We start from the raw sequence: 22,957 nt of genomic DNA on the forward strand, positions 1-22,957 counted from the left end.
ATTCACGCCTCCGACTAGCCTCATCGGCATGACGGACGCCGGCTCGAACGAGCCCAACAGCGCAGACACTCACGACCTGATCCGAGTCCAGGGGGCCCGGCAGAACAACCTCAAGGACGTCTCGGTCGAGATCCCCAAGCGCCGGCTCTCGGTGTTCACCGGGGTGTCGGGGTCGGGGAAGTCGTCGCTGGTCTTCGGCACGATCGCGGCGGAGTCGCGCCGGCTGATCGACGAGACGTACTCGACTTTCATCCAGGGGTTCATGCCCAGCCTGCCGCGGCCGGAGGTCGACGCGATGGAGGGGCTGACCACCGCCATCCTGGTCGACCAGGAGCGGCTCGGCGCCAACCCGCGCTCGACGCTCGGCACGGTCACCGACGCCTACGCGATGCTGCGCTCGCTGTTCAGCCGGCTGGGCGAGCCCTACATCGGCGGTCCGACGGCGTTCTCCTTCAACATCCCCACCACCCGCGCGAGCGGGGTGATGACCGGGCCCAAGGGTGAGAAGACGATCGTCAAGGACGCGGTCTACCTCGGCGGCATGTGCGCCGAGTGCGAGGGGCGCGGGACGATCTCCGACCTCGACCTCGCGGTCATCATCGACGAGTCGAAGTCGCTGGTCGACGGGGCGATCCTGGTCCCCGGCTACACCGCCGACGGCTGGATGGTGGCCGCCTTCAAGGTCGTCGTCCCGCCGGAGGTCCCGATCAAGGACCTGACCGAGGAGCAGCGCCACGACCTGCTCTACGCCGAGCCGCGCAAGATCAAGCTCGAGGGCATCAACGCGACCTACGAAGGCCTGATCCCGAAGATCCGCAAGTCGATGTTCAGCAAGGACGTCGAGGCGCTGCAGCCCCACATCAAGAAGTTCGTGGAAGCGGCGGCGGTCTTCAAGCCGTGCCCGGCCTGTGGCGGGACCCGGCTCAACGAGTCGGCGCTCTCCTCGAAGATCCGCGGCAAGTCGATCGCGGACGTGTGCGCGATGCAGGTCACCGACGCCGCCGACTGGCTGCGGACCATCGACGACCCGGGCGTGGCGCCGTTGGTCGCCGGGCTGCTGCACCTGTTCGACTCGTTCGTCGAGATCGGTCTCGGCTACCTCTCCCTCGACCGGCCCTCGGGCACGCTGAGCGGCGGTGAGGCGCAGCGTACGAAGATGGTCCGTCACCTCGGCTCCGCGCTGACCGACGTGACCTACGTCTTCGACGAGCCGACCGTCGGCCTGCACCCGCACGACATCCAGCGGATGAACAAGCTCCTCCTCGACCTGCGCGACAAGGGCAACACCGTCCTGGTCGTCGAGCACAAGCCGGAGACCATCGCGATCGCCGACCACGTCGTCGACCTCGGCCCCGGTGCCGGCAGCGACGGCGGCACGATCTGCTTCGAGGGCACCTACGCAGGGCTCGCCGAGGCCGACACCCTGACCGGGCGCCACCTCGGGCACCGCGCGTCGCTGAAGGAGACGGTCCGGGTGCCGAAGGGGCAGCTGGAGATCCGAGGGGCGACCTCCCACAACCTCCGCAACGTCGACGTGGACGTCCCGCTCGGGGTGCTGACGGTCGTCACCGGCGTGGCCGGGTCCGGGAAGTCCTCTCTCATCCACGGCTCCATCCCCGCGAGCGAGGACGTGGAGTTCGTCGACCAGAGCGCGATCAAGGGGTCGCGGCGCAGCAACCCGGCGACCTACACCGGCCTCCTCGAGCCCATCCGCAAGGCCTTCGCCAAGGCCAACGGGGTCAAGCCGGCGCTCTTCTCGGCCAACTCCGAGGGGGCGTGCCCGACCTGCAAGGGCAACGGGATGATCTACACCGAGCTCGGGTTCATGGAGACCGTCGCCTCACCCTGTGAGGACTGCGGCGGCAAGCGGTTCCAGGCGCTGGTGCTCGAATACCGTCTCGGCGGGCTCAACATCGCCGAGGTCCTCGACCTCTCGGTCGCCAAGGCGCTGGAGTTCTTCTCCGACGGCGAGTCGAAGGTGCCCGCGGCCGCCAAGATCCTCGAGCGGATGGCCGACGTCGGCCTCGGCTACCTCAAGCTCGGCCAGCCCCTCAACACCCTCTCCGGCGGCGAGCGGCAGCGGATCAAGCTGGCCATGCACCTGGGGGAGAAGGGCGGGACGTACGTCCTCGACGAGCCGACCACCGGCCTCCATCTCGCCGATGTCGACAACCTGCTGGCGCTGCTGGACAAGCTGGTCGACGCCGGCAAGTCGGTGATCGTGATCGAGCACCACCAGGCAGTCATGGCGCACGCCGACTGGATCATCGACCTCGGCCCGGGCGCCGGTCACGACGGCGGCCTGGTCGTCTTCGAAGGCACGCCCGCCGAGCTCGTCGCGAAGAGGTCGACGCTGACCGGCGAGCACCTGGCGGCGTACGTCGGGGCGTGATCCTCAGCCCTGGCCCACGGCGTACGCAGGGAGCTCGGCGCCCCACGAGGCGAGCAGCTTGAGCCGCTCGGCCGACGGGGAGCCGGGCTCGGCGGTGTAGACCATCAGCACCTGGCCGGGCTCGGCGGTGACGCTCAGCTCCTCGTAGGCGAGGGTGACCTCGCCGACCTCGGGGTGATGGAAGCGTTTGGTGCCCGCGCCGTGCTGGCGTACGTCGTGGGCACCCCACAGCCGGCGGAAGGTGTCGCTGCGGGTGGAGAGCTCACCGACGAGGTCCTGGAAGACCCGGTCGTGAGGGTCGCGGGCCGCCTCGGCGCGCATGATCGCGACACACATCTGGGCGAAGAGGTCCCAGTCGGGGTAGAAGTCGCGCGACGCCGGGTCGAGGAACTGGAAGCGGGCCAGGTTGGGGGTGCGGCCGCCGTCGCCGATCAGCGGTGTGTAGAAGGCCCGCCCGAGCGGGTTGGTGGCGAGCAGGTTCTGATGGCTGTCGCGCACGAAGGCCACACCCTCGGTGATCGCGTCGAGCGCCCACTGCAGCGAAGGACGCGGGGGAGCGGGCTTGGTGGGGCGTCGCCGGGCGCGGGCCGAGGTGGGGATCCCGTCGGCGGCGCGGGCGAGGTCGAGGAGATGGGCGCGCTCGGTGTCGTCGAGCTGGAGGGCGCCGGCGATGGCGTCGAGCACGGAGGCGGAGGCGCCGCCGAGCGCGCCGCGCTCGAGCCGGGCGTAGTACTCCACGCTGACGCCGGCGAGCAGCGCGACCTCCGAGCGACGCAGCCCCGGCACACGACGGTTGGGGCCCGGAGGGAGCCCGGCGGCCTGGGGCGAGACCTTCGCCCGGCGGGTCGTGAGGAACTCGCGTACCTCTGCTCGGTTGTCCATTCCCCCAGGATAAGCGGCACTTTCCCGTCGAGGGGTGCCCTCCTGGTGCACCCCTCGACAGTGACTCCCGCGATCGGGTCGCGAGGCCTTTACTGGTGGAGGTGGGAATGTCCCACGACAAGCTTCGATGAGGAATCAAACATGCGTGGAGTAGTGATGCACGGCCCCGGCGACGTACGTGTCGATGAGCGTGTGGACCCGAGGATCGAGCTGCCGACCGACGCCGTCATCAGGGTCACCGCGGCCTGTGTCTGCGGCTCGGACCTGTGGCCCTACCGCGGCCAGGAGGACGCGGCGTGGCCGGCGCCGATGGGTCACGAGTACGTCGGCGTGGTCGAGGAGATCGGCGCGGAGGTGACGAGCGTGAAGGTCGGCGACTTCGTCGTCGGGTCGTTCTTCGCCTCCGACAACACCTGTGAGATCTGCCGGGCCGGCTACCAGAGCCGCTGCGTGCACGCGGTGATCATGGGCTCGATCGGCACACAGGCCGAGAAGGCGCGGATCCCGCTGGCCGACGGCACCCTGGTCGTGGTTCCCGGCACCCCGACCGAGAGGCAGGCCAAGAGCCTGCTGGCCGCCTCCGACGTGCTCGGCACGGGCTGGTTCGCCGCTGTTGCCGCCGAGGCCGGTCCGGGCAAGACCGTCGCCGTGGTCGGTGACGGGGCGGTCGGGCTCCTCGGGATCCTGGCAGCCAAGCAGCTCGGCGCCGAGCGGGTCATCGCGATGAGCCGGCACGCCGACCGCCAGGCGCTGGCCCGCCGCTACGGCGCGACCGACATCGTCGAGGAGCGCGGTGATGCGGGTGTCGAGAGGATCAAGGAGCTCACCGATGGGCTGGGCGCTCACTCGGTGATCGAGGCCGTCGGCACCCAGGAGTCGATGAACCAGGCGATCCGGGCCACCCGCCCCGGTGGTCATGTCGGCTACGTCGGGGTCTCCCACGACGTCTCCCTCGACGGCCTGGAGCTGTTCTTCTCCGGCGTGCACCTGCACGGCGGTCCGGCTCCGGTCCGCCGCTTCCTGCCCGACCTGGTCGCGCAGATCATGAACGACGAGATCGACGCCGGCGAGGTCTTCGACCTGACCCTCCCGCTCGAGGCGGCCGCCGAGGCGTACGCCGCCATGGACAAGCGGCAGGCCACCAAGGTCCTGCTCACCACGGACTGAACGGACTGAGGAGAAGAGGACAGCCATGCAGATCACTCGCAGCTCGATCGACACCTTCAAGGGGCCCGCCGACTGGTTCACGGGCGACGTCTACGTCGACCAGGTCGCCGCCGCGCCGGCACCCTCCCGGCTCACCGCGAGCCTGGTGCACTTCATGCCCGGCGCCCGGACCCACTGGCACCGGCACCCGCTGAGCCAGACCGTCTTCGTGACCGAGGGCGTCGGTCTGTGCCAGCGCCGGGGTGGTCCGATCGAGGTCATCCGGCCCGGGGACCGAGTGCTCTTCGAGGCCGACGAGGAGCACTGGCACGGCGCCGCCCCGAACCGGCTGATGGTCCACGTCGCCATCAACGAGGGCGACGACGACCACCCCGTCGTGCACTGGATGACGCCCGTGACCGCGGAGGAGTACGCCGCCGCACCGCCGGTCTGATCGCACGCCCGGGACGGCACGGGTGGCATGAATCACCCTCGTTTGCGGCCATCTGGATGCGGTCAACCGTGAGCGGCGCACTTAGTGTGCGTTGGTTGCAGCATCGACGAAGGAGCCGCCACGATGACCCTCTACCTTCCCGAGCACAGGCGTACGCCGGGGGAGTCCGAGCACACGGCTTGGGCCCGTCCGGCCGGGCCGGCGGTGGAGCTGACGCCGGTGCGGGAGCGCCCGGCGCCGGTATGGCCGCGTGGGCTGGTGGCCACCGCCATCGCCGCGGTCGCCACGACGCTGATCGCCGGGGTCGCCCAGGTGGCCGGGGTCGACTTCGGGAGCAGTGTGGGTGACGTACCGCTCCTGGCGTTCCCCATGCTCACCGTCTACTGCTCGCTGATCGGGATCATCATCGCCGAGGTGATGATCCGGGTCGCCGCGATGCCCCGCTCGACCTTCCAGATCACCATGATCGTGCTCACCGGGCTCTCGCTGGTCCCCGATGTGCTGCCGTTCTTCGAGTTCGACCTGGCCTTCGTCGGCGTCCTGTGTCTGACGCACGTCGTCGCCGCCGCGATCGTGGTCCCGCTGATCGCCCTGCGGATGGAGGAGCGCCGCGGCCTCGGTCTGCACGTGCCGACCCACCGCCGATAGCGGACGCCGACCGTCCTGATTCGGTGCCATCGTGGAGCCATGGCACTCGAGATCCGCACCTTCCAGGTCACCTTCGACGCACACGACCCACGCGCACTCTCGACCTTCTGGCGTGACGTGCTCGGCTACGTCCATCCTGGCCCGCCGGGAGTCGAGGTCCCCGAGGGCAGCGACCCGCTGGACGCCTGGGAGGAGTTCCTCGCTCGCGTCGGGGTGCCGGAGGACCAGCGCAACAACACCTCGGCGATCGAGGATCCCGCAGGCTCCGGCCCGCGCGTCTTCTTCCAGCTCGTGCCGGAGCCGAAGACCGCCAAGAACCGCGTCCACCTCGACGTCCGCGCCGCGCCCGGGCTGCAGGGCGAGGAACGGATGGCCGCGCTCGAGGCCGAGTGCGAGCGCGTCGTCGCTCTCGGAGCGACCCGTGTCCGCCGCTTCGAGCCCGACCCGCCGATGAGCCACGGCTTCATCGTGATGGAAGACCCCGAAGGAAACGTCTTCTGCTTGGACTGAACCCCACCGAGCGGGTCAGGACTGCGGCCCAGAACCAGGTCCCAGGACGTGCGGAGGTCACCCGCGTCGGGTGATGGTGATCGGCTCGGCGAAGCCGATGATTTCTGCTCGCGCACATCCGCTCGCAGATGGAGGCCTGAATGATCACCGTGACCGAGGACAACTTCGTCAGGGCCGAGAGCAATCGGATGCTCGCGGGGCTTCAGGCGCAGGCAGGTGGGGTGAACCTGTGGAGGCACAACCGTGCGCCAGCCGCGCTCGACCAGCAGACGGTGATCCGGATGAACCGAGACACGTTGTACAGCATGGCCGTCGCGAACATCTCCGCCGGCGCGACCCTGACCGTCCCCGATGCCGGTGATCGGTACCTGACGGTGATGGTCGTGAACCAGGACCACTACATCAACCGGGTCTTTGCCGAGCCGGGGGAGTACGAGCTGACCACCGGCGAGTTCGACACCTCGTACGTGCTGTTGGCGGCGCGGGTGCTGGTCGACACCACCGACCCCGAGGACGTAGCTCGGGCTCACCGGATCCAAGACGGGTTCACCCTGACGGCACGGGCGAGCGAACCGCTCGACCTGCCCGCCTACGACGAGGAGTCGTTCACAGCGGTGCGAACCGCGGCCTTGGCTGAAGCATCCCAGGGCTTTGGCGGCAGCCACGACATGTTCGGCACCAAAGAGGACACCGATCCGCACGCCCACTTCGTCGGCACCGCCGGCGGTTGGGGAGGCCTGCCGAAGCAGGAGGCCTACTACGAGAGCCGGGAACCGGGTCTGCCCGTCGGTCGGTACACGATCACCGCCAAGGATGTGCCCGTGGATGCCTTCTGGTCCATCACCGTCTACGGCCCCGACGGCTACCTTCACCCGAACGACCTCGGCGCCTACAACCTCAACAGCGTCTCCGGCGAGAAGAACGCCGACGGGTCGATCACCGTGACCTTCGGTGGTGACAGCAGGGACGTGAACCCCCTTCCGATCCAGGAGGGCTGGAACTACGTCCGCATGTACCGACCCCGACCGGAGATCCTCGACGGCACCTGGTCCTTTCCTGACCTCGATCCCGCCTCCTGACCGTATCCGGACCGTCTCCTGACCAGGCCAGCGCGGGCTAGCTCACGCGGCGGGCGAGCAGGGTCGAGTCGTCGATGTCGACCTGGACGCCGTCACGGACGACGGAGCGAGGTCGCTGCTCGACGACGACGGGCTCGAAGCCGTCGGGCAGCCCGGGGAGCAGGTCGGCGGCGACGAACATCGCGTCGTGGTGGTTGTGGTGCTCGAAGACCTCCGAGGGCGCGTGGCCGACGACGAGCAGGTGACCTCCGGGCGCGACCGCGGTGGCCAGCCGTCCGGCGACCTCGACCATGCTCCCGTCGGGCGTGTGCAGGAAATGGCACGTCACCAGGTCGAACTCCCGGCCCTCGGCGTCGAAGGTGCGGGCGTCGACCTGCCACCAGGACGTACGCTCCGCCACCCCGGCCTCCTCGGCATGCCGCCTCGCCCGGGCCAGCCCGTTGGCCGAGAAGTCGGCCCCGGTCACCGTCCAGCCCTGCTGCGCGAGCCAGATGACGTCTCCACCCTCGCCGCAGCCGACATCGAGCGCCGTGCCCGGCGTCAGTGCCGAGACCTCGGCGACGAGCTGGGGGTTCGGGTTGCCGCTCCAGACCTTCTCCTCACCGGCGTAGCGCTCCTCCCATGACTCCGGCTCGAACATCTCGCGTCCCTCGTGCTCGCTCATGGCCTCAATCTAGCCCGCACCCCGTTCAAAACCTGGTGCGTTCGGTGCAGGTCATGTGGTTGTCTGACCGGCGATGATCACCCTGAGCGAACCACCTCGCCTGGTCCGTCCGACGACGGCCGTACGCACCTCCTACCTCACCGGCGAGCAGGCCGACTGTCTCCTCCGCGGCACCGACACCGACTGGCTCGGGCCGGCCAGCGAGGACTTCGACGCGTTCGTCGCCGCCGGGGACCACGACAAGGAGCGCTGGGAGGTGATGTCGACGGTCTACTGGTACGTCTCCGGGGAGCACTATCTCGGCACCCTCGTCGTGCGCCACGCTCTGACGCCCGAGCTCGCCGCCGACGGCGGACACATCGGCTACCACGTCGTCGCGCCTTGGCGGCGCCAGGGCCACGCGACCCGCATGCTCGGGCAGGGCCTCGAGAAGGCCCGTGAGCATGGCATCTCGCGCGCCCTGCTCACCTGTGCCCCGGACAACGACGCGTCGCGGCGGGTGATCGAGAGGAACGGCGGCGTGGCCGACGAACAGCTCGGGAACGAGCTCCGGTTCTGGATCGGGTAGGGATACTGCACCCATGCACGCTCTCGTACGCCGCCCCTCGCCCCGTCTCGCCGACGGGCTCGTCACCCACATCGAGCGGAGCCCGGTCGACGTCGGCCTCGCCCACGAGCAGTGGGCGGCGTACGTCGCCGCGATGCGCTCGGCGGGCTGGACGACGCACGAGGTCGATCCCGCCGACGACTGCCCGGACTCGGTCTTCGTCGAGGACACGATGGTGGTCTTCGCGGACCTGGCCGTGATCAGCCGCCCGGGAGCGCTGGAACGGCGCCCGGAGATCGTCGCGGCCGAGGACGCCGTCCGGGCGCGGGGCTACCGGATCGCCCACATCGAGGCGCCCGGGACGCTCGACGGCGGCGACGTGCTCAAGCACGGCGACACCGTGTGGGTGGGGGAGGGCGGGCGTACGAACGCCGAGGGGATCGCCCAGCTCCGGGCACTGCTCGGCCCCCTCGGCGCCGACGTGCTCGCCGTCCCCGTCTCGAAGGTGCTCCACCTCAAGTCGGCCGTCACCGCGCTCCCCGACGGCACCGTCATCGGCCACGAGCCGCTGGTCGACGACCCGAGCGTGTGGGGAGCCCGGTTCCTGCCGGTCCCGGAGGAGTCGGGCTCCCACGTGGTCGTCCTCGACGAACGTACGCTGCTGATGGCTGCCTCGGCTCCGCTGAGCCGAGCGATCTTCGAGGAGCGCGGCTACACGGTCGTGCCGGTCGACATCTCCGAGTTCGAGAAGCTCGAAGGCTGCGTCACCTGCCTGTCCGTGCGGCTACGCCCAGCTCAGGGCTGAAGCGGCATCGTCGAGCAGTTCGAGCCGGCCGCGACACCCCCGACACGGTCGGTGATCCAGTTGATCGCCGCGGTCTGGTCGGCCAGGAGCGGCGTGATGTGGTTGGTGATCAGCCCGTCGCCGAGGTTGGGCAGGACGACCGCCTGGTAGGTCACCTTGGCGCCTTGGCGGCACCAGTCGACGGCGAGCTGACGGGCCTGCCGGTGGGGGACGATGTCGTCCTGGGTGCCGGTGGCCAGCCTCACCGGGATCCGCGGTGCCAGGTTTCCGAGCTTCTGCTCGGTGATGATCGCCTCCACCGTGGGTTCGCGCTCGATGATGTCGTCGAGGCTCTCGCCGGTCGTGGTCCAGCTGTTGCTGCGCTGGAAGGGGTAGCTGATGATGCCGTCCGCGACGCACGCCGTCGACAGGTCCGCGAGCGCCGCCTTCCCCCTGGCATTGAGGTTCTCGTCGAGGATCGGCTGCAGCTCCGGGTCGGACTGCGCCAGCCCGTTGATGGTCCAGCCCAGCGCCGCCACCAGGGCGGACCCGTCGATGCCCTGCGCCGTCGCCCGCAGATCCGCAGGCGGTGCACCGACGTAGGCGCCGACGAGCTTGATCTCGGGAGCGTACGTCGCGGCGAGCTCGGAGGCCGACCCGGTCGCGCCGCCGCCCTGGCTGTAGCCGTAGAGCGCGACCCGCGAGCCGGCGGTCACCGATGCGTCCGGGACCGCGCGCGCTGCCCGCGCGGCATCGAGGACGGCGTGGCCTCCGTCGACGCGGTCGACGTAGGTGTGGAGCCGGTCGGTGGCGCCGAGGCCGACGTAGTCGGTGACCATCACCGCGACCCCGCGCGCCAGGAGCCGGTAGATCCCGATGTCCTCGTAGCCCACCGAGACGGTCTTGCCGTTGAAGAGGATCGGACGCTCCAGACCGAGCGAGGCCGAGCACTGGTCGCCCTGCCCCATGGTGCCGGGCGCGACGACCACGAACGGACGGTCGCCGGCACCCCTCCAGGCCGCGAACGGCTCGATGTAGGCGCCGGTCACCGCGGCGGGGGCGCCGTTGTTGTCGGTCGTCTTGTACATCACCCGGGTGGCGGTGCCGGGCAGCGAGCCGACGCCCGGGATCGAGAGGCCGACGCCGAGGGGGAGCGGCTCGGTGCGGACGAGCTCACCGTCCGCCTCGGGGAGGTCGGCCGGCGGGTTGTAGAACTCCGGGATCTCGACGCCACGGGAGACGACGGCAGTGCTCTGGTCGGCTGCCTCGGCCGGCGCGGCCAGGACTGCGGGCATGACGGCGGCGACGGCCAGCGCGGTCGCCAACGTGCGTACGGGGTGCTTCACGAAGATGCTCGATGCGTGCTGAGCCATGGGGGACTCTCCTCACGTAAGCGGGACCGCGTCGTCCCGAGTTACTGAAGAGTAATGTGAGCGCGGTCACGGTGACAAGAGTTTCAGTCCACACTTGTACACCGAGATTCGCCGCCCTACGAGACGACCGGCTGGCGCAGGATCGTGCGGAGCTTCGCGGGCTCCACGCGCCGCGGATCACCCAGGTAGATCTCGTGGTGCTTCCCGGTCATCCGCAGCCCGTTCTCGGGGATGAACCGCTCGTGCATCTCGGCGAGGACCGGGCCCTCGTCGTCGTACGGCCCGATGTGCAGCGTCTGCACGCAGGTGCCTTCCGCGAGCGTCTCCAGGCGCACCTTGCCCAGGCTCGCCGGGCGGTCCTTCTCACCGACCTTCGAGACCGCCTCGTCGAACATCTGTGCGGTGATCCAGTCCGGCGTCATGATCATCGCGGTCCAGTCCCACTGCGACTTGTCCCGCGCCCGGGTGAACGCGTCCATGTCCTCGGCCCACCACAGCGCCTCCAGCGGCGGCACCACATAGTCGCGGCCGTCCTTCTTGCTGGCGAACTTCAGCGTGTACGCCACCGGATAGAGCGCCGCGAGCGCGTCGGCGTACTCCTGGGCGTCGTTGGGATCACCGTGCCCGTCGACCATCAGGTAGGGGAGTGGCGGTACCTCGAGGACGCGGAACTCGCCCGCCCGCGCCCGGTAGCCGTCGAGCGTCTTCTTCAGATCCGTCTTCGTCGCCATGGGGACATGATGACGCTCCGGACAGGGCAGCTGCTCGCCTAGCGAGTCACGTCGGACGCGCCAGGCGAGCAGCGGTGCAGATCAAGCCAGGTGATCAGGCCCGGATGATCAGGCTCGGTACGCCGCCCACATCTGGTCCATCCGGGTGCTCTGACCCGGAGTGAACTGGTTGTAGCAGCTGTCGTAGCTGTAGTCCATGTAGTTGTGGATCGGGTCGAGGCCGGGGAGGCTGCAGGAGTCACGGCCGGCGGGGCAGCCCGAGGTCGAGCTGGCCTGAGCCGGGGTGTCGGCGACCTCGTCGTTGGTCGTGGTGCAGCCACCCTGGAAGGTGTGGTAGAGCCCGAACCAGTGGCCGGCCTCGTGCGTCGCCGTCTTGCCCTGGTCGTAGTTGGTGGCCGAGCCGCCGGGAAGCGAGCTGTACTGCACGCGGATACCGTCGATGCCCGGGTTGCGCGCGTAGTCCCAGGGGAACGTCGCGATGCCGAGGTAACCGAAGTCGACGAGCCAGATGTTGAGCGCGTTCTTGCCGCCCAGGCGGGTCTGGGTGCGGTAGCTCGTCGACTGGCGGTCCTTGTGCCACTGGTTGTTGTAGTAGGTGTCGACGCCGGCGAGCGTGAACGTGAAACCGGTGTCGGCAGCCGTGCCGGCCAGCTCCTGACCTGCGAAGTCCTGGTTGAGCTCGGCGATCTGTGCGTCGATCTGTGCTTGGGTCACGTCGCCGGAACCGTCCGTGCCGAGCATCTTGTGGATGTAGACGGGAACGGTGGCCGCGGTGCGCGCGGCGCTGGCCTTCTTGGCCAGGATCGCCGCAGTGCGGGCCTCGATGCGCTGCTGCTCCGCCGCGGAGATGTCGCGGTGGTCTCCGCCGGAGCCGCCTCGGGCGGCGTCGGCCTCGTCATGGCCGGCGGGCTCGAGGCAGGCGGCCTCCGACTCCTGGGGTGCCCACGCCGCTGCCGGGACGGCGGTCATGGCCAGCAACGCGGCACCGAGCGCCAGGCTAATGGCCGTGGCTGCGATGCGAGCTGAACGGTTCAACGTCATGCGATGAGGGTCCTCTCACTCGGTCCGAGCCCACGGGGTATGAGACCCGGATTTCGAACGCTGACTCAACACCAAATTTCGTTGCACGGGAATGTAATGACCGCAGATTTGTCCATGAGCGGAGGGATTTAACTGACGGGTAACCAACGCCGCTGCCCGCGCGCAGGAGGTCTTGTCGCCAGGGAGACCTGGGTACGCTCCGGAGCATGGCAACCGTGGAAGATGTCCGGTGGCTCGGCTCCAGCCTCGAGCGGTCCTACGAGGTGTTCGTACGCGGCCGGCTGAAGTTCCGGGTCGGCTCGATCGTCTACGTCGCCTTCTCCCTGGACGAGACCGAGATGGGCTTCGGCTTCCCGAAGGAGGAGCGGGCGGCGCTGGTCGCCGGCGCACCGGAGAAGTTCCACCTGCCCCGGGAGTCCGAGATGCGGTTCAACTGGGTCGAGTCGCGCCTGGGCGAGCTCGACCCGATCGAGGCGTGCGAGTTCGTCGTCGACGCCTGGCGGCTCTGCGTACCGAAGAAGGTATCGGCCGCCTACGACCTCACCCACCCCGACGGCCCCGGACCGGACCACCCGATGAACCGAGGAGAACGATGATCCTGGCCAAGGAGCGCGACCCGCGCCTGATCACGGTCCGGCGCGGCGGGACGCTCACCGACACCGACCACCGGCTGCTCGCGCTGTGGGCGGCCACCTGTGCCGAGCACGTCCTCCCGTTCTTCGAGGCGGAGTGCCCGGAGGACCCGCGGCCGCGGGAGGCCATCGAGGCGGCACGGGCCTGGACCCGCGGGGAGCTCAAGATGATGCAGGCTCGTGCGCTCGGCGGTCACGCCATGGGCGCGGCCCGGCCGTTGCGCGGAGCCGCCCGCAATGCCGCCTACGCCGCCGGGCAGGCCGGCGTGGTCGCCCATGTCGCCGCCCACGACCTGGGCGCGGCTGCGTACGCCATCAAGGCCGTACGCGACGCCGCCCCGCCCGCGGAGGCCATGGAGGCCGGACGCCGGGAGTGCCGCTGGCAGCGCGAGCAGCTCCCGGGCCCCGTCCGCGACCTCGTCCTCGACGATCAGCGGATCCGCAACGACATCTGCTGGTCGGTCTTCGAATGAAGGACCGGACGCGGGAACGCCTGGAGACCGAACGCCGGCAGACGCTCGCCCGGCTCGCCGACCTCACCCACGACTTCGATGCCGTCGTCGCGGCCTCGCGCGACACCAACGCCGATGACGAGCACGATCCCGAGGGCGCCACGATCGCCTTCGAGCGCTCCCAGCTCCAGGCACTCGTACGCCAGGCCCGTCGCCATCTCGACGAGGTCGAGGCCGCCCTGGATCGGCTGGCCCAGGGCACCTACGGGATCTGCGAGATCTGCGGTGAGCCGATCGGCGAGGGACGCCTCGAGGCCCGACCCGTGGCACGCACCTGCATCGCCTGCGCTGCCAGGAGGCGTTGACCGGCCGTCCGCTCAGACGGCCTCGACGTCGGCGGCCACGTGCCGATAGCCCCAGGTCTCGTAGACGACGACCGTCACGTACGGCGCGGCTGCGGCGATCAGCAGCGACCAGCCGAGAGAGACGCCGCTCGCGGCCGCGACGACCGCGAGGACAAGTACCCCGAGCATGCCGACGGCCAGGTTGACGTGCAGCACGTCGACGCGCCGCATCAGCGCGGAGTAGATGCCGAAGTAGGCGATCGTGAAGATCGCCAGCGGGATCGCGACCGCGAGCACCGCGCCGAGCACGCCGATGCTCGCCTCACCCTCGACCACGTACGCCGCCACGTGGATGCCACCACCGAAGGCCGCCACCGAGGCGAAGATGAGGATGTGCCCGTAGCCGAAGATCCAGGCCCGGTCCCGATGCCGCTCGATGAAGCGGGCGAACGGAACGATGTAGTAGTCCCACCAGATCCCGAACGCCAACAGGGTCCCGGCGACGACGAGGAGGATCGACTCCTGCGACCAGCCGACGTTCTCGACGGCCGAGGCCACCGCAGCGACCGTGCCGAGGATGACCTCTCCCAGCGTGATGATGAGCAGCAGCCCGTAGCGCTCGGCGATGTGCTCGGCGTTCCACGGCATGCCCCATCGGCGTTTGGCGTAGACCGGGCCGATCATCTCGATGCCGTAGAAGACGACCGCCGCGAGCACCACCAGGACCACCGAGCTCGTCTGCGCGACCGCGAGGATCACCCAGCCGATCTGAGCCACGAGGATCGAGCCGGCGTAGGTGAGCGCGGTGCGGCGGTAGACGGGGGACTGCGACGCGGCTCGGAGCCACTGCGCGACCATCGCGACCCGCATCACGACGTAGCCCGCGACCAGGACGCTGTTGTCGAGGACGCCGCCGTGCTCGATCGACTCGAACAGCGGCGCGACGCCCAGAGCCACGACGATGGCGCCGCCCATCTGCACGATGGTGAGGGAGCGGAACACCCAGTCGTCGGTGTCGAACCCGGAGGCGAACCAGGCGAAGTTGATCCATGCCCAGCAGATCGCGACCGCGGTGAACAGGAAGCCACCGATCGCGGACGCCAGGTGCTCCTCGGCGACCAGATGGGCGAACGCGTCGCCGGCCTGCGCGAACGCGACGACGAAGGCGAGATCGAACAGCAGCTCCAGGGGAGTGGCGGAGCGGCCGACCTCGTTCGGGTCGCGTCCGCTCATCTGCATCAGCCGATGAGGTCGTACGGCGGTCATGGCGACGATCCTGCCACCACGGAGCCGTCTCGGGGAGGGTGCGCGTCAACTGCTTCCGAGCCGGTTACTCTCAGCCCATGATGGTCGTTGTGGCGTTGGTGCTCGCCGGACTCGCTGCGTTGGTGCACGTCTACATCTTCGTGATGGAGTCGGTGACCTGGACGAGTGCCAAGACGCGCGCCGTCTTCGGGACGAGCGCCCAGGAGGCCGAGGCGACCAAGGAGCTCGCCTACAACCAGGGCTTCTACAACCTGTTCCTGGCGATCGTCACGGCGGTCGGCATCGTCCTGGTCGCCGCCGGCTCGGACGCCGCGGGTGCGGCGCTGGTGTTCGCGGGCGCCGGGTCCATGGCCGCAGCCGCGACGGTCCTGTTCCTCTCCTCGCCCGACAAGCGAGGTGCCGCGCTCAAGCAGGGAGTCGTCCCGCTGCTCGCCGTGGTCCTGCTCCTCGTTGGAACGCTCCGCTGAGCCAGGGGTTGATGATCGCCCGGTCGATCGCCTGGAACGAGCCGACGAACTACCGTCGACCACCTGTTGCGAGGAACTCGAGCAGGAGCCGGTTGGTCTCCTCGGGGCGCTCCTGCTGGACCCAGTGTCCACACCGGGGGAGGACCACCGACCTCGTGAGTCCGGGCAGGGTTTCGTCGAAGCGTTCGATCTGACGGCGACCGGTGATCGCGGGGCCGTCGTACTCGCCGGCGACGAAGAGCGACGGCACGGTGATGGGCACGTCGCTGAAGGCCGCGAGATCCTCCCAGTCGCGGTCGATGTTGCGGTAACGCGCGAGCGGACCGAAGAAGTCCGAGTCGGCGAACTCACCCGCGTAGAAGTCGACGTCGGCCTCGGTCAGCCACTCAGGCATCTCGGCGGGGTAGACGAACTGGTCGGAGAGCCGGTCGCCGCGTGGCACCAGCCCGAGCGCCCCGCGCGGACCCCTACCGGCGGCGAGCACGCCCTCGCCCGAGATCGAGTAGTAGATGCCCAGCAGCCAGCGGCGTACGTCGGGCAGGATCTCGGCCTCGACGACACCCGGGGCCTGGAAGTAGGAGATGTAGAAGTCCTCGTCGTCACCGCCGGCCTGAGCCATCGCCTCGGTCGGCCGACGGCGCCCGGAGGGACTGAACGGCACCGACAGACCGGCCACAGCGGTGAAGACGTCGGGCCGCAGCTGCGCCGTTGTCCAGGCGATGGGAGCGCCCCAGTCGTGTCCGACGATGGTGGCGGTCTCCGCGCCCAGAGCATGCACCAGGCCGACGTTGTCGCCGACGTGGCGCAGCATCCGGTAGTCCTCGACGGCGCGCGGTCTCGAGGAGCCGCCGTATCCACGCACGTCGATCGCGACCGCGCGGTAGCCCGCATCGGCGAGCGCGGCGATCTGGTGGCGCCAGGAGTACCAGGACTCCGGAAACCCGTGCACCAGGATCACGAGCCGGCCGTCTGCCGGCCCGGACTCCACCCAGTGCAGGTCGATCCCGTTGACGTTCTCGGTGCGGTGAGTCACAGCGGTGTCGGGCACGGCTGGAGTCTGCCACCTCGTGCAATTTCCGCGATAGTACCCCCTATCGCAGAAATGTTCGAAAAGACTGTAATATCGGGGGATGTGAGCGTACCTGAGGATGGTGTGATGTTCGGCGATGTGGTCGAGGACTTCCTGACCGACCGGGCCACACTCACGCGCCGCGGGCTCAACGACAAGTCCCGCAACGCCTACCGGCAGGACATCACCGCCTGGGCCCGACAGCTGCATGTCGACGCGGGCGGCGACCGTGATGCCGACGTGCTGGCGCTGGTCCCGATCTCGGCGCTGACCGACCAGAACGTACGCATCGCCTACAGGTCGCTGCGGGAGAGCTCGGCCGCGGCGACCTGTCAGCGCCGCGTCGGCACGTTGCGGCTCTTCACCCACTGGCTGCAGCTCGAGGGACACCTGCTGGTGGATCCCACGCTGCGTATCGAGGCACCCGAGCGGCCCAGCCGGCTGCCTGCTGGCTGGAGCGTCGACGAGCTGCGCCGGCTGGCGCGCGTCGCCTCGACGCCGCGGGAAGGCACCGACCGGCGTCGCTGGCCGGCCCGTGACCGGGCGATCTTCGCGGTGCTGGTCACCACGGGCGTACGCGCCGCGGAGCTGTGCGGTCTCACCGTCGGCTCCCTCCGGCGCGAGCCCGACGGCGAGACCCTGGTGCGGGTCATCGGCAAGGGCGACAAGCAGCGCAACCTGCCGTTGCCGCCCGAGGCGGTCGACGCGGTCGACGTCTACCTGGCCGAGCTGGAGGCTCGTTTCGGCGCTCGCGACATGGCCGACAGCCTGTTCGTGCTGACCTCAGGCAAACAGCTGCGCCCGGGCGCGCTCAACCATCTGGTCGAGACCTGGATCCGCCTCGCCGGCGTGCCGAAGCAGCCTGGCGAGGCGGCGCACGCATTTCGGCACAGCGCTGCCAAGGGACTGATCCGTTCCGGCGTACCGGTGCCGGCCGTGCAGGGGCTGCTCGGTCACGAAGATCTCAAGACGACCGGGATCTACGTCAAGGCGACCGCCGCCGACACGCGTGATGCCGTGCTGCTCTCACCGGCCCGCGAGGTGCTGCGGGAGACGGCGGTCCCGAGACCTCAGTGAGCCGGCGAGGCGACGGGTGGCTTGACCGCCCGGGTGGCGATGTAGGCCGAGAGGTGCTGGGCGGTGACGTCTGCGTGGTGCGGCGCCTCGGTCAGGTGGGTCAGGATGAACCCTGCGGCCAGCTGTCCGCCGATCTGTTCGGTCAGCGAGTGGCTGTACTCGATCGGGCCGTCCCCGTAGGCGCTCATCCGGTCGGCCTCGGAGAGGTCGAGCGAGCTGAACGGGAGCCGGTGACGCACCACCAGCTCCTGCCGGTCCAGCGCCAGCTCGTCGAAGAGGTAGACATCCGGGTTCATGAATCCCGTCAGGAGCGCTCCACCAGGACGCAGCACGCGGAACGCCTCGTTCCACACCGGCGCCAGGTCCGGGCAGAACACGTTCGAGACGGGGTTGACGATGACATCGAAGTCGCCGTCGGCGAAGACGCCGAGGTCACGCATGTCGCCGAGCACGGTGCGAATCTCCAGCCCGTCGCGAGCGGCCACCTCGTCATCACGGGCCAGCTGCTTGGGCGAGTTGTCGAACACGGTCACCATCGCGCCGGCGGCCGCGAGGACCGGGCCCTGCTGACCGCCTCCGGAGGCCAGACAGAGCACGCGGACGCCGGCGAGCTCTGCAGGCAGCCAGTCGCGTGGCATCGGCTCGTGACCGATGAGCACCACGGACCAGTCGCCGTCACGGGCCCGGGAGACGACCTCAGGGCCGACCGGCCGAGACCATTCGTTGTCGTTGTCGACCAGCCCGTCCCAGGCGACACGGTTATGCGCAACCGGGTCGAAGTTCTTTGCCACAGGAACGCACTGTAACGGCCTCAGGACCGGTATCGCCGCTTCTTCCTTAGTCGCCGATAATGCACATTATGTCAAGTCAGGCAGAACTCAGCTGCCGAGCACCTGGGTGACGTCGACCGGCACCTCGCGCAGGATCAGGCGTGAATTGACCGCCGCTACCCCGAAGTCACGCTTGAGACGGTCGATCACCGCCTCGAGCTCGGCGGTGTCGGCCGCGACGATGTGGAGCTGGTAGTCGTTCTCGCCGGTCAGGCGCAGCGCGCCGATCACCTGCGGGACCGCAGCCAGGCTCTCTGCGAAGGCAACGCGCTCGACGCCTTCACGCAGCTTGATGTCGCTCAGGACTCCCAGAGGCTTCCCGAGCGCGACCGGGTCGAGAGTCACCCCGAAATGCTGGATGACCCCTTCCCTTCGCAAGCGGCGTACACGTTCCGCGACCGAGTTGGCCGACAGGTGCACCTGGTGAGCCAGCTCGGCATAGGTGGCACGGCCGTCCTTGGCCAGCGTGGTCAGAAGCATCTTGTCGATGCGATCGAGCGACACCATGGCTCGATCCTAGGTTTCCGGGGCTGATTCCGGAATCCACTGAGGAAACCTAGGCGCAGGCACGGATCCCGCCAGGAAGTCCGAGCCAAACGAACCGAAACCACACCTAGCGTCGCAGGTGTGACTCCCCTCCTCCTCGTCAAGGTGTTCCTGGCACCCGCCATCGTCTTCCTCGCATCGTGGCTCGCCGGCCGTCTCGGGCCTCGTCGCGGCGGCTTCTTCATCGGCCTGCCGACCACGTCGTTGCCCTTCATGCTCGTGATCTGGATGGGCAGCGGTGCCACCGCTGCCGGTGACGCGGCCGCTGGTGCCCTCAGCGGGCAACTCGTCTGCGCCCTGTTCTGCATCGCCTATGCGCGTACGGCACCTCGACTGGGTTCGCTTGCCTCGATGCTCGTCGCACTCGCTGCCGCGGCCACCGCAGGACTGACTACCCTGATGCTCGATGCCCCGTTGATCGTGGTGCTCCTGGTGTGGTCGGCTGCCGTGGTCGGGCTCGCCACCTGGCCGCCTCAGCCCTCGCAGTCCCCCGCCGCGCCCGCCACGCGCGCCGACGTCCTCGTCAGGATGGCTATGGCGGGCGTCACGGTGGTGGCGATGTCAGCGATCGAACCGCACGTCGGATCCACGCTTGCGGGTGCGCTCGCGTCGTTGCCGACCATCCTCATGGTGATGAGTCCGGCCGTTCACGCCGCGCAGGGGCCTGCGTACGCCGTCTCCCTGACCCAGGGCACGCTCGCGTCGATCTCGGGCACCGCGGTGTGTCTGTGTGCTGTCGCGGTGCTGACGCCGGCGCTCGGGATCTTGAGCTCGGCCGGAATCGGCCTCGCCGCCCTCCTGGTCGCGAACGCGATCATCGGACGACTGGGCAACCGGGACGACCCGGGTGGTCTCCGGCTTGCGGAGCCGTGTACCGGAACTCGATGACGTGGCGCATCAGGATGGGCTGCTGCGAATGCGGCAGATGACGCTGGATTCATGACAACCATCAACGAACTCAGAGAACACGTACGAGGTCGGGTCGTCACGCCTGACGACTCCGACTACGAGACCGCTCGAGCGGTCTGGAACGGGATGATCGACCGCCGTCCGGCCGCTGTCGTGCTGGCCGAGGACGCCGCCGACGTCAGCGCTGCCGTGAACTTCGCACGCGACAACGGCCTCCCGCTGGCCGTACGCGGCGGCGGGCACAGCGCGCCAGGTTTCGGAACGATCGATGACGGCGTGGTCATCGACCTGTCCCCCATGCGTACCGTCGAGGTCGACGCCGACGCACGAACTGCTCGTGTGGGCGGTGGTGCGACGCTCGCCGACCTCAACGAAGCCACCCATGCGCACGGCCTCGCCACGCCCGGCGGGATCGTGTCGACGACCGGCGTCGCCGGTCTGACGCTCGGCGGCGGCATCGGCTACCTCACGCGCGGTTTCGGGCTCTCGATCGACAACCTTCGCTCGGCCGACGTCGTCACCGCAGACGGGCAGCTGCGCCATGCCAGCGAGTCCGAGAACCCCGACCTGTTCTGGGCGCTGCGCGGAGGCAGCGGGAACTTCGGGGTCGTCACCACCTTCGAGTTCGACCTGCATCCCGTGGACCAGCCGGTGGTCGGGCTCTTCTTCTACGAGCTGGAGCACGCCGGCGACCTGCTGCGCCACTTTCGCACCTGGGTCACCGAGGCCGACGAGCGCTGTGGCGGCTTCCCGGCGTTTCAGGTGGCCCCTCCCCTCCCCTTCCTGCCCGAAGAGCGCCACGGCGACACGTTCTGTGTCGCCGTCGTCCACTGGAGCGGACCGGTCGAGGAGGGCGAGGCGGCGATGCAGCCGTTCCGCGACCTCGCGCCGCGCGTCGGCGAGATGGTCGCGCCCATGCCGTACCCCTGGCTCAACAGCGCCTTCGACGACCTGTTCCCCCGCGGCGTACGCAGCTACTGGAAGGGCAACTACGTCACCGAGCTGACCGACGAGGCGATCGACGTGCACCTGGCCCACGGCCCGAAGGCGCCGAACGCGAGCTCGACGATGCACCTGTACCCGATCAACGGTGCTGCTTCCCGGGTCGGCGCGACGGACACCGCGTTCTCCTACCGTCACGCCACGTTCTCGACCGTCATCGTCTCGGCGTGGCCGGACGCTTCGGAGGACGCCGCCCACATCGCGTGGGTCCGCGACTACGCCGCCGCCCTCACGCCGCACTCCGAGGCCGGCGGATACGTGAACTTCATGTCCGAGGACGACCAGGGTCGCGTCACCGACACCTACGGCAGCAACTACGAGCGGCTCAAGAAGGTCAAGCGGGCCTACGACCCGGGAAACCTGTTCAGCCACAACCAGAACATCGCGCCCTAGGGACGATTCTCGTCCTGGTGCAGGGCGAGGATCGTCCGGGTGTCGGCAGCCGTCGCGAACACCAGCGCGGATGCCGCGATCTTGGGCGCGACGGTGCCCTCGCTGCGCGCGAGATGGGCGCAGTACGCCGCGATCGCCACGTTGAGCCCGGCGCGGGCCACCATCCACGGCAGCCTGCGCCGACCTGCCAGCAGCCCGGGCACGAGCGCCAGGTCGGCGGCGCCGATCACCCGCAGCGCCACCGGATGGTCGCCGAGCTTGAGCGAGCGCCCCACCCACTCCGGTTTGAGAAGGATCGCCGCCCCGATCGGCAGTGTGGCCATTCCGACGAAGGCGGCCGAGCGCCGCGCACTCTCAGAGTCCATGCGCCCATCCTGTCCGACGGCCGGTCATCCGGACCGCATGGTGATCGGTTGGGCGCTGACGGGCGCCACCGTCGTCTGATACTTTTCTGGACATGGTGTCCAGCAACAGTGCTCTTCGGGCACAGATCATGGCCTCGTCCGACGCGCTCGCACCCGATCTGGTCGAGCTCCGGCGGAGCATCCACGCCGAGCCCGAGCTCGGTCTGCACCTGCCCCGGACCCAGCGCCGGGTGCTCGAGGCGCTGTCCGGTCTGGACCTGGAGATCACCGAGGGGCGGTCGCTGTCGTCGGTGACCGCGGTTCTGCGCGGTGGGCGGCCGGGGCCGGCCGTCCTGCTCCGTGCCGACATGGATGCACTCCCGATCACCGAGGCGGTCGAGGTCTCCTACCGTTCGACCAACGGTGCGATGCACGCCTGTGGTCACGATCTGCATGTGGCCGGGCTGGTCGGCGCAGCACGGCTGCTCGCCGAGCACCGCTCCGAGCTGGCCGGAAGCGTCGTGCTGATGTTCCAGCCGGGCGAGGAGGGTCACGGCGGCGCCCGGCTGATGATCGAGGAGGGTGTGCTCGACGCCGCCGGCAGCCGGCCGGTCGCGGCGTACGCGATCCACGTCGGCAACGCGCCTCGTGGGGTCTTCCTCACCCGGCCCGGCACGGTGACGGCGAGCTCGACGCACCTGAGGATCGACCTCGCGGGTCGCGGCGGGCATGGGTCCCGGCCGCACGAAACCCGCGATCCCGTTCCGATCGCGGCCGAGATCGTGCTGGCACTGCAGACCTACACCGCACGCCGTTTCGACTCCTTCGACCCGGTCGTCATCTCTGTGACCAACCTGACGGCGGGCACGGGCATCGACAACGTGATCCCCGAGTCGGTGCAGATGACCGGAACCGTACGCACCGTCGAACCGAACACTTTGTCCAGGATCGAGGAGGAGCTCCCCCAGTTGGTCGAGGGCATCGCGTCGGCGCACGGGCTGGTCGCGAGGGTCGCGCTCGACACCGGCTACCCGAGCGTCGTCAACGACGAGACGACCGCCCGGCGGGCGATGGCGACGCTCCGTAACGCCTTCGGGCCGCGGGTGGTCGAGGTGCCTCGGCCGACGATGGGTGCCGAGGACTTCTCCTTCGTCAGCCAGCAGGTCCCGACCACGATGGTCCTGCTGGGCGCCGCCCCGAGCGAAGCGGCCGCGCCCAACCACTCCCCTGACGCCGCCTTCGACGACAGCGTGCTCGGCGACCAAGCAGCGGCACTGGCGCTGCTCGCGATCGACACCCTGAGCGCCGCCGACGGATCTGAGCAGGGATGATCGTCTCGGGATCTGGGTACCCGCTCGGGTATGACTGCTTCGAC

The 22,957-nt window shown here is 69.3% G+C and carries 26 protein-coding genes; 16 read left to right on the forward strand and 10 right to left on the reverse strand.

Annotated elements, in window-relative coordinates:
• Positions 1–28 precede the first annotated feature (28 nt).
• Positions 29–2,392, forward strand: coding sequence for an ATP-binding cassette domain-containing protein (locus tag ACZ6WN_RS15355; RefSeq protein WP_465865676.1), 2,364 nt, complete (start codon positions 29–31; stop codon positions 2,390–2,392).
• A 3-nt stretch (positions 2,393–2,395) separates the two neighbouring features.
• On the opposite strand, the gene ACZ6WN_RS15360 is transcribed toward ACZ6WN_RS15355, so the two are convergent.
• Positions 2,396–3,274: a helix-turn-helix domain-containing protein gene (locus ACZ6WN_RS15360; protein ID WP_465865678.1), complete on the reverse strand. Its 879-nt coding sequence runs from the start codon at positions 3,272–3,274 to the stop codon at positions 2,396–2,398.
• 141 nt (positions 3,275–3,415) lie between these two features.
• On the opposite strand from ACZ6WN_RS15360, the gene ACZ6WN_RS15365 reads away from it, so the two are divergent.
• From ACZ6WN_RS15365 to ACZ6WN_RS15385, 5 genes are all read left to right on the forward strand, one after another.
• Positions 3,416–4,441 carry a zinc-dependent alcohol dehydrogenase family protein gene (locus ACZ6WN_RS15365; protein ID WP_465865680.1) on the forward strand — a complete coding sequence of 342 codons (1,026 nt, stop codon included), beginning with the start codon at positions 3,416–3,418 and terminating at the stop codon, positions 4,439–4,441.
• Between the two features lie 25 nt (positions 4,442–4,466).
• A complete protein-coding gene (locus tag ACZ6WN_RS15370) occupies positions 4,467–4,874 on the forward strand; it encodes a (R)-mandelonitrile lyase (RefSeq protein WP_465865682.1) in 408 nt (135 codons plus the stop codon).
• 123 nt (positions 4,875–4,997) lie between these two features.
• Complete coding sequence (locus ACZ6WN_RS15375) at positions 4,998–5,522, forward strand: DUF6069 family protein (protein WP_465865684.1); 525 nt, start codon at positions 4,998–5,000, stop codon at positions 5,520–5,522.
• Between the two features lie 39 nt (positions 5,523–5,561).
• Positions 5,562–6,032, forward strand: coding sequence for a VOC family protein (locus ACZ6WN_RS15380; protein WP_465865686.1), 471 nt, complete (start codon positions 5,562–5,564; stop codon positions 6,030–6,032).
• A 140-nt stretch (positions 6,033–6,172) separates the two neighbouring features.
• Positions 6,173–7,111, forward strand: a complete 939-nt coding sequence (locus ACZ6WN_RS15385; protein WP_465865687.1) for a DUF1214 domain-containing protein — start codon at positions 6,173–6,175, stop codon at positions 7,109–7,111.
• Positions 7,112–7,148: 37 nt separating this feature from the next.
• Here the strand turns inward: ACZ6WN_RS15385 and ACZ6WN_RS15390 are convergent, their stop codons facing one another.
• Positions 7,149–7,775, reverse strand: coding sequence for a class I SAM-dependent methyltransferase (locus ACZ6WN_RS15390; protein WP_465865689.1), 627 nt, complete (start codon positions 7,773–7,775; stop codon positions 7,149–7,151).
• Between the two features lie 73 nt (positions 7,776–7,848).
• On the opposite strand from ACZ6WN_RS15390, the gene ACZ6WN_RS15395 reads away from it, so the two are divergent.
• The gene (locus ACZ6WN_RS15395; protein ID WP_465865691.1) at positions 7,849–8,343 is read left to right on the forward strand and encodes a GNAT family N-acetyltransferase; all 495 of its coding nucleotides are present in this window, start codon (positions 7,849–7,851) and stop codon (positions 8,341–8,343) included.
• A 13-nt stretch (positions 8,344–8,356) separates the two neighbouring features.
• The gene (gene ddaH, locus ACZ6WN_RS15400; RefSeq protein ID WP_465865693.1) at positions 8,357–9,127 is read left to right on the forward strand and encodes a dimethylargininase; all 771 of its coding nucleotides are present in this window, start codon (positions 8,357–8,359) and stop codon (positions 9,125–9,127) included.
• Here the strand turns inward: ddaH and ACZ6WN_RS15405 are convergent.
• From ACZ6WN_RS15405 to ACZ6WN_RS15415, 3 genes are all read right to left on the reverse strand, one after another.
• Positions 9,118–10,479, reverse strand: a complete 1,362-nt coding sequence (locus ACZ6WN_RS15405; RefSeq protein ID WP_465865695.1) for an alpha/beta fold hydrolase — start codon at positions 10,477–10,479, stop codon at positions 9,118–9,120. The two genes, ddaH and ACZ6WN_RS15405, sit on opposite strands and share 10 nt — an antisense overlap.
• 116 nt (positions 10,480–10,595) lie before the next feature.
• Positions 10,596–11,210, reverse strand: coding sequence for a GyrI-like domain-containing protein (locus ACZ6WN_RS15410; RefSeq protein WP_465865697.1), 615 nt, complete (start codon positions 11,208–11,210; stop codon positions 10,596–10,598).
• Positions 11,211–11,318: 108 nt separating this feature from the next.
• A complete protein-coding gene (locus ACZ6WN_RS15415) occupies positions 11,319–12,251 on the reverse strand; it encodes a zinc metalloprotease (protein ID WP_465865699.1) in 933 nt (310 codons plus the stop codon).
• 206 nt (positions 12,252–12,457) lie between these two features.
• Between ACZ6WN_RS15415 and ACZ6WN_RS15420 the strand changes: the two genes are divergently transcribed.
• The 3 genes from ACZ6WN_RS15420 to ACZ6WN_RS15430 are packed head-to-tail and all read left to right on the forward strand — an operon-like array spanning position 12,458 to position 13,700.
• The gene (locus tag ACZ6WN_RS15420) at positions 12,458–12,847 is read left to right on the forward strand and encodes an MmcQ/YjbR family DNA-binding protein (RefSeq protein WP_465865701.1); all 390 of its coding nucleotides are present in this window, start codon (positions 12,458–12,460) and stop codon (positions 12,845–12,847) included.
• Positions 12,844–13,356, forward strand: a complete 513-nt coding sequence (locus ACZ6WN_RS15425) for a putative immunity protein (RefSeq protein ID WP_465865703.1) — start codon at positions 12,844–12,846, stop codon at positions 13,354–13,356. The genes ACZ6WN_RS15420 and ACZ6WN_RS15425 overlap by 4 nt, the downstream gene beginning before the upstream one ends.
• Positions 13,353–13,700: a TraR/DksA family transcriptional regulator gene (locus tag ACZ6WN_RS15430; protein ID WP_465865705.1), complete on the forward strand. Its 348-nt coding sequence runs from the start codon at positions 13,353–13,355 to the stop codon at positions 13,698–13,700. The genes ACZ6WN_RS15425 and ACZ6WN_RS15430 overlap by 4 nt, the downstream gene beginning before the upstream one ends.
• Before the next feature lie 12 nt (positions 13,701–13,712).
• Here the strand turns inward: ACZ6WN_RS15430 and ACZ6WN_RS15435 are convergent, their stop codons facing one another.
• Complete coding sequence (locus ACZ6WN_RS15435; RefSeq protein WP_465865706.1) at positions 13,713–14,945, reverse strand: low temperature requirement protein A; 1,233 nt, start codon at positions 14,943–14,945, stop codon at positions 13,713–13,715.
• Positions 14,946–15,022: 77 nt separating this feature from the next.
• Here ACZ6WN_RS15435 and ACZ6WN_RS15440 point away from each other — a divergent pair, with 77 nt between their 5' ends.
• Positions 15,023–15,412, forward strand: a complete 390-nt coding sequence (locus ACZ6WN_RS15440) for a DUF1304 domain-containing protein (protein ID WP_465865708.1) — start codon at positions 15,023–15,025, stop codon at positions 15,410–15,412.
• Between the two features lie 49 nt (positions 15,413–15,461).
• Here ACZ6WN_RS15440 and ACZ6WN_RS15445 read toward each other — a convergent pair whose 3' ends face one another.
• Positions 15,462–16,460: an alpha/beta fold hydrolase gene (locus tag ACZ6WN_RS15445; RefSeq protein WP_465865710.1), complete on the reverse strand. Its 999-nt coding sequence runs from the start codon at positions 16,458–16,460 to the stop codon at positions 15,462–15,464.
• A gap of 108 nt (positions 16,461–16,568) precedes the next feature.
• Here ACZ6WN_RS15445 and ACZ6WN_RS15450 point away from each other — a divergent pair, with 108 nt between their 5' ends.
• Complete coding sequence (locus tag ACZ6WN_RS15450) at positions 16,569–17,558, forward strand: tyrosine-type recombinase/integrase (RefSeq protein WP_465865711.1); 990 nt, start codon at positions 16,569–16,571, stop codon at positions 17,556–17,558.
• On the opposite strand, the gene ACZ6WN_RS15455 is transcribed toward ACZ6WN_RS15450, so the two are convergent.
• Both ACZ6WN_RS15455 and ACZ6WN_RS15460 read right to left on the reverse strand, forming a co-directional pair.
• Positions 17,552–18,349 carry a class I SAM-dependent methyltransferase gene (locus ACZ6WN_RS15455; RefSeq protein ID WP_465865713.1) on the reverse strand — a complete coding sequence of 266 codons (798 nt, stop codon included), beginning with the start codon at positions 18,347–18,349 and terminating at the stop codon, positions 17,552–17,554. The genes ACZ6WN_RS15450 and ACZ6WN_RS15455 overlap by 7 nt on opposite strands.
• Positions 18,350–18,436: 87 nt before the next feature.
• Complete coding sequence (locus ACZ6WN_RS15460; RefSeq protein ID WP_465865715.1) at positions 18,437–18,895, reverse strand: Lrp/AsnC family transcriptional regulator; 459 nt, start codon at positions 18,893–18,895, stop codon at positions 18,437–18,439.
• 120 nt (positions 18,896–19,015) lie between these two features.
• Here ACZ6WN_RS15460 and ACZ6WN_RS15465 point away from each other — a divergent pair, with 120 nt between their 5' ends.
• Both ACZ6WN_RS15465 and ACZ6WN_RS15470 read left to right on the forward strand, forming a co-directional pair.
• Positions 19,016–19,822, forward strand: a complete 807-nt coding sequence (locus ACZ6WN_RS15465) for a hypothetical protein (protein WP_465865717.1) — start codon at positions 19,016–19,018, stop codon at positions 19,820–19,822.
• 51 nt (positions 19,823–19,873) lie between these two features.
• Positions 19,874–21,238 carry an FAD-binding oxidoreductase gene (locus tag ACZ6WN_RS15470; protein WP_465865718.1) on the forward strand — a complete coding sequence of 455 codons (1,365 nt, stop codon included), beginning with the start codon at positions 19,874–19,876 and terminating at the stop codon, positions 21,236–21,238.
• Here ACZ6WN_RS15470 and ACZ6WN_RS15475 read toward each other — a convergent pair.
• Positions 21,235–21,603, reverse strand: a complete 369-nt coding sequence (locus ACZ6WN_RS15475) for a hypothetical protein (RefSeq protein WP_465865719.1) — start codon at positions 21,601–21,603, stop codon at positions 21,235–21,237. The genes ACZ6WN_RS15470 and ACZ6WN_RS15475 overlap by 4 nt on opposite strands.
• A gap of 92 nt (positions 21,604–21,695) precedes the next feature.
• On the opposite strand from ACZ6WN_RS15475, the gene ACZ6WN_RS15480 reads away from it, so the two are divergent.
• Positions 21,696–22,913 (forward strand): M20 metallopeptidase family protein, encoded by a 1,218-nt coding sequence (locus tag ACZ6WN_RS15480; RefSeq protein ID WP_465865721.1) that lies wholly within the window; start codon positions 21,696–21,698, stop codon positions 22,911–22,913.
• The last annotated feature ends 44 nt before the right edge of the window (positions 22,914–22,957 follow it).

The organism is Nocardioides sp. NPDC054178, from assembly GCF_055585005.1.

Bases quoted from the DNA above. Each gene is read 5' to 3' on its own strand.
- ACZ6WN_RS15440 (WP_465865708.1), top strand. From the start codon at position 15,023: ATGATGGTCGTTGTGGCGTTGGTGCTCGCCGGACTCGCTGCGTTGGTG.
- ACZ6WN_RS15450 (WP_465865711.1), top strand. From the start codon at position 16,569: ATGTTCGGCGATGTGGTCGAGGACTTCCTGACCGACCGGGCCACACTC.
- ACZ6WN_RS15415 (WP_465865699.1), bottom strand. From the start codon at position 12,251: ATGACGTTGAACCGTTCAGCTCGCATCGCAGCCACGGCCATTAGCCTG.
- ACZ6WN_RS15375 (WP_465865684.1), top strand. From the start codon at position 4,998: ATGACCCTCTACCTTCCCGAGCACAGGCGTACGCCGGGGGAGTCCGAG.
- ACZ6WN_RS15365 (WP_465865680.1), top strand. From the start codon at position 3,416: ATGCGTGGAGTAGTGATGCACGGCCCCGGCGACGTACGTGTCGATGAG.
- ACZ6WN_RS15380 (WP_465865686.1), top strand. From the start codon at position 5,562: ATGGCACTCGAGATCCGCACCTTCCAGGTCACCTTCGACGCACACGAC.
- ACZ6WN_RS15480 (WP_465865721.1), top strand. From the start codon at position 21,696: ATGGTGTCCAGCAACAGTGCTCTTCGGGCACAGATCATGGCCTCGTCC.
- ACZ6WN_RS15470 (WP_465865718.1), top strand. From the start codon at position 19,874: ATGACAACCATCAACGAACTCAGAGAACACGTACGAGGTCGGGTCGTC.
- ACZ6WN_RS15390 (WP_465865689.1), bottom strand. From the start codon at position 7,775: ATGAGCGAGCACGAGGGACGCGAGATGTTCGAGCCGGAGTCATGGGAG.
- ACZ6WN_RS15395 (WP_465865691.1), top strand. From the start codon at position 7,849: ATGATCACCCTGAGCGAACCACCTCGCCTGGTCCGTCCGACGACGGCC.
- ddaH (WP_465865693.1), top strand. From the start codon at position 8,357: ATGCACGCTCTCGTACGCCGCCCCTCGCCCCGTCTCGCCGACGGGCTC.
- ACZ6WN_RS15370 (WP_465865682.1), top strand. From the start codon at position 4,467: ATGCAGATCACTCGCAGCTCGATCGACACCTTCAAGGGGCCCGCCGAC.
- ACZ6WN_RS15430 (WP_465865705.1), top strand. From the start codon at position 13,353: ATGAAGGACCGGACGCGGGAACGCCTGGAGACCGAACGCCGGCAGACG.
- ACZ6WN_RS15355 (WP_465865676.1), top strand. From the start codon at position 29: ATGACGGACGCCGGCTCGAACGAGCCCAACAGCGCAGACACTCACGAC.
- ACZ6WN_RS15360 (WP_465865678.1), bottom strand. From the start codon at position 3,274: ATGGACAACCGAGCAGAGGTACGCGAGTTCCTCACGACCCGCCGGGCG.
- ACZ6WN_RS15410 (WP_465865697.1), bottom strand. From the start codon at position 11,210: ATGGCGACGAAGACGGATCTGAAGAAGACGCTCGACGGCTACCGGGCG.
- ACZ6WN_RS15385 (WP_465865687.1), top strand. From the start codon at position 6,173: ATGATCACCGTGACCGAGGACAACTTCGTCAGGGCCGAGAGCAATCGG.
- ACZ6WN_RS15435 (WP_465865706.1), bottom strand. From the start codon at position 14,945: ATGACCGCCGTACGACCTCATCGGCTGATGCAGATGAGCGGACGCGAC.
- ACZ6WN_RS15405 (WP_465865695.1), bottom strand. From the start codon at position 10,479: ATGGCTCAGCACGCATCGAGCATCTTCGTGAAGCACCCCGTACGCACG.
- ACZ6WN_RS15475 (WP_465865719.1), bottom strand. From the start codon at position 21,603: ATGGACTCTGAGAGTGCGCGGCGCTCGGCCGCCTTCGTCGGAATGGCC.
- ACZ6WN_RS15420 (WP_465865701.1), top strand. From the start codon at position 12,458: ATGGCAACCGTGGAAGATGTCCGGTGGCTCGGCTCCAGCCTCGAGCGG.
- ACZ6WN_RS15425 (WP_465865703.1), top strand. From the start codon at position 12,844: ATGATCCTGGCCAAGGAGCGCGACCCGCGCCTGATCACGGTCCGGCGC.
- ACZ6WN_RS15460 (WP_465865715.1), bottom strand. From the start codon at position 18,895: ATGGTGTCGCTCGATCGCATCGACAAGATGCTTCTGACCACGCTGGCC.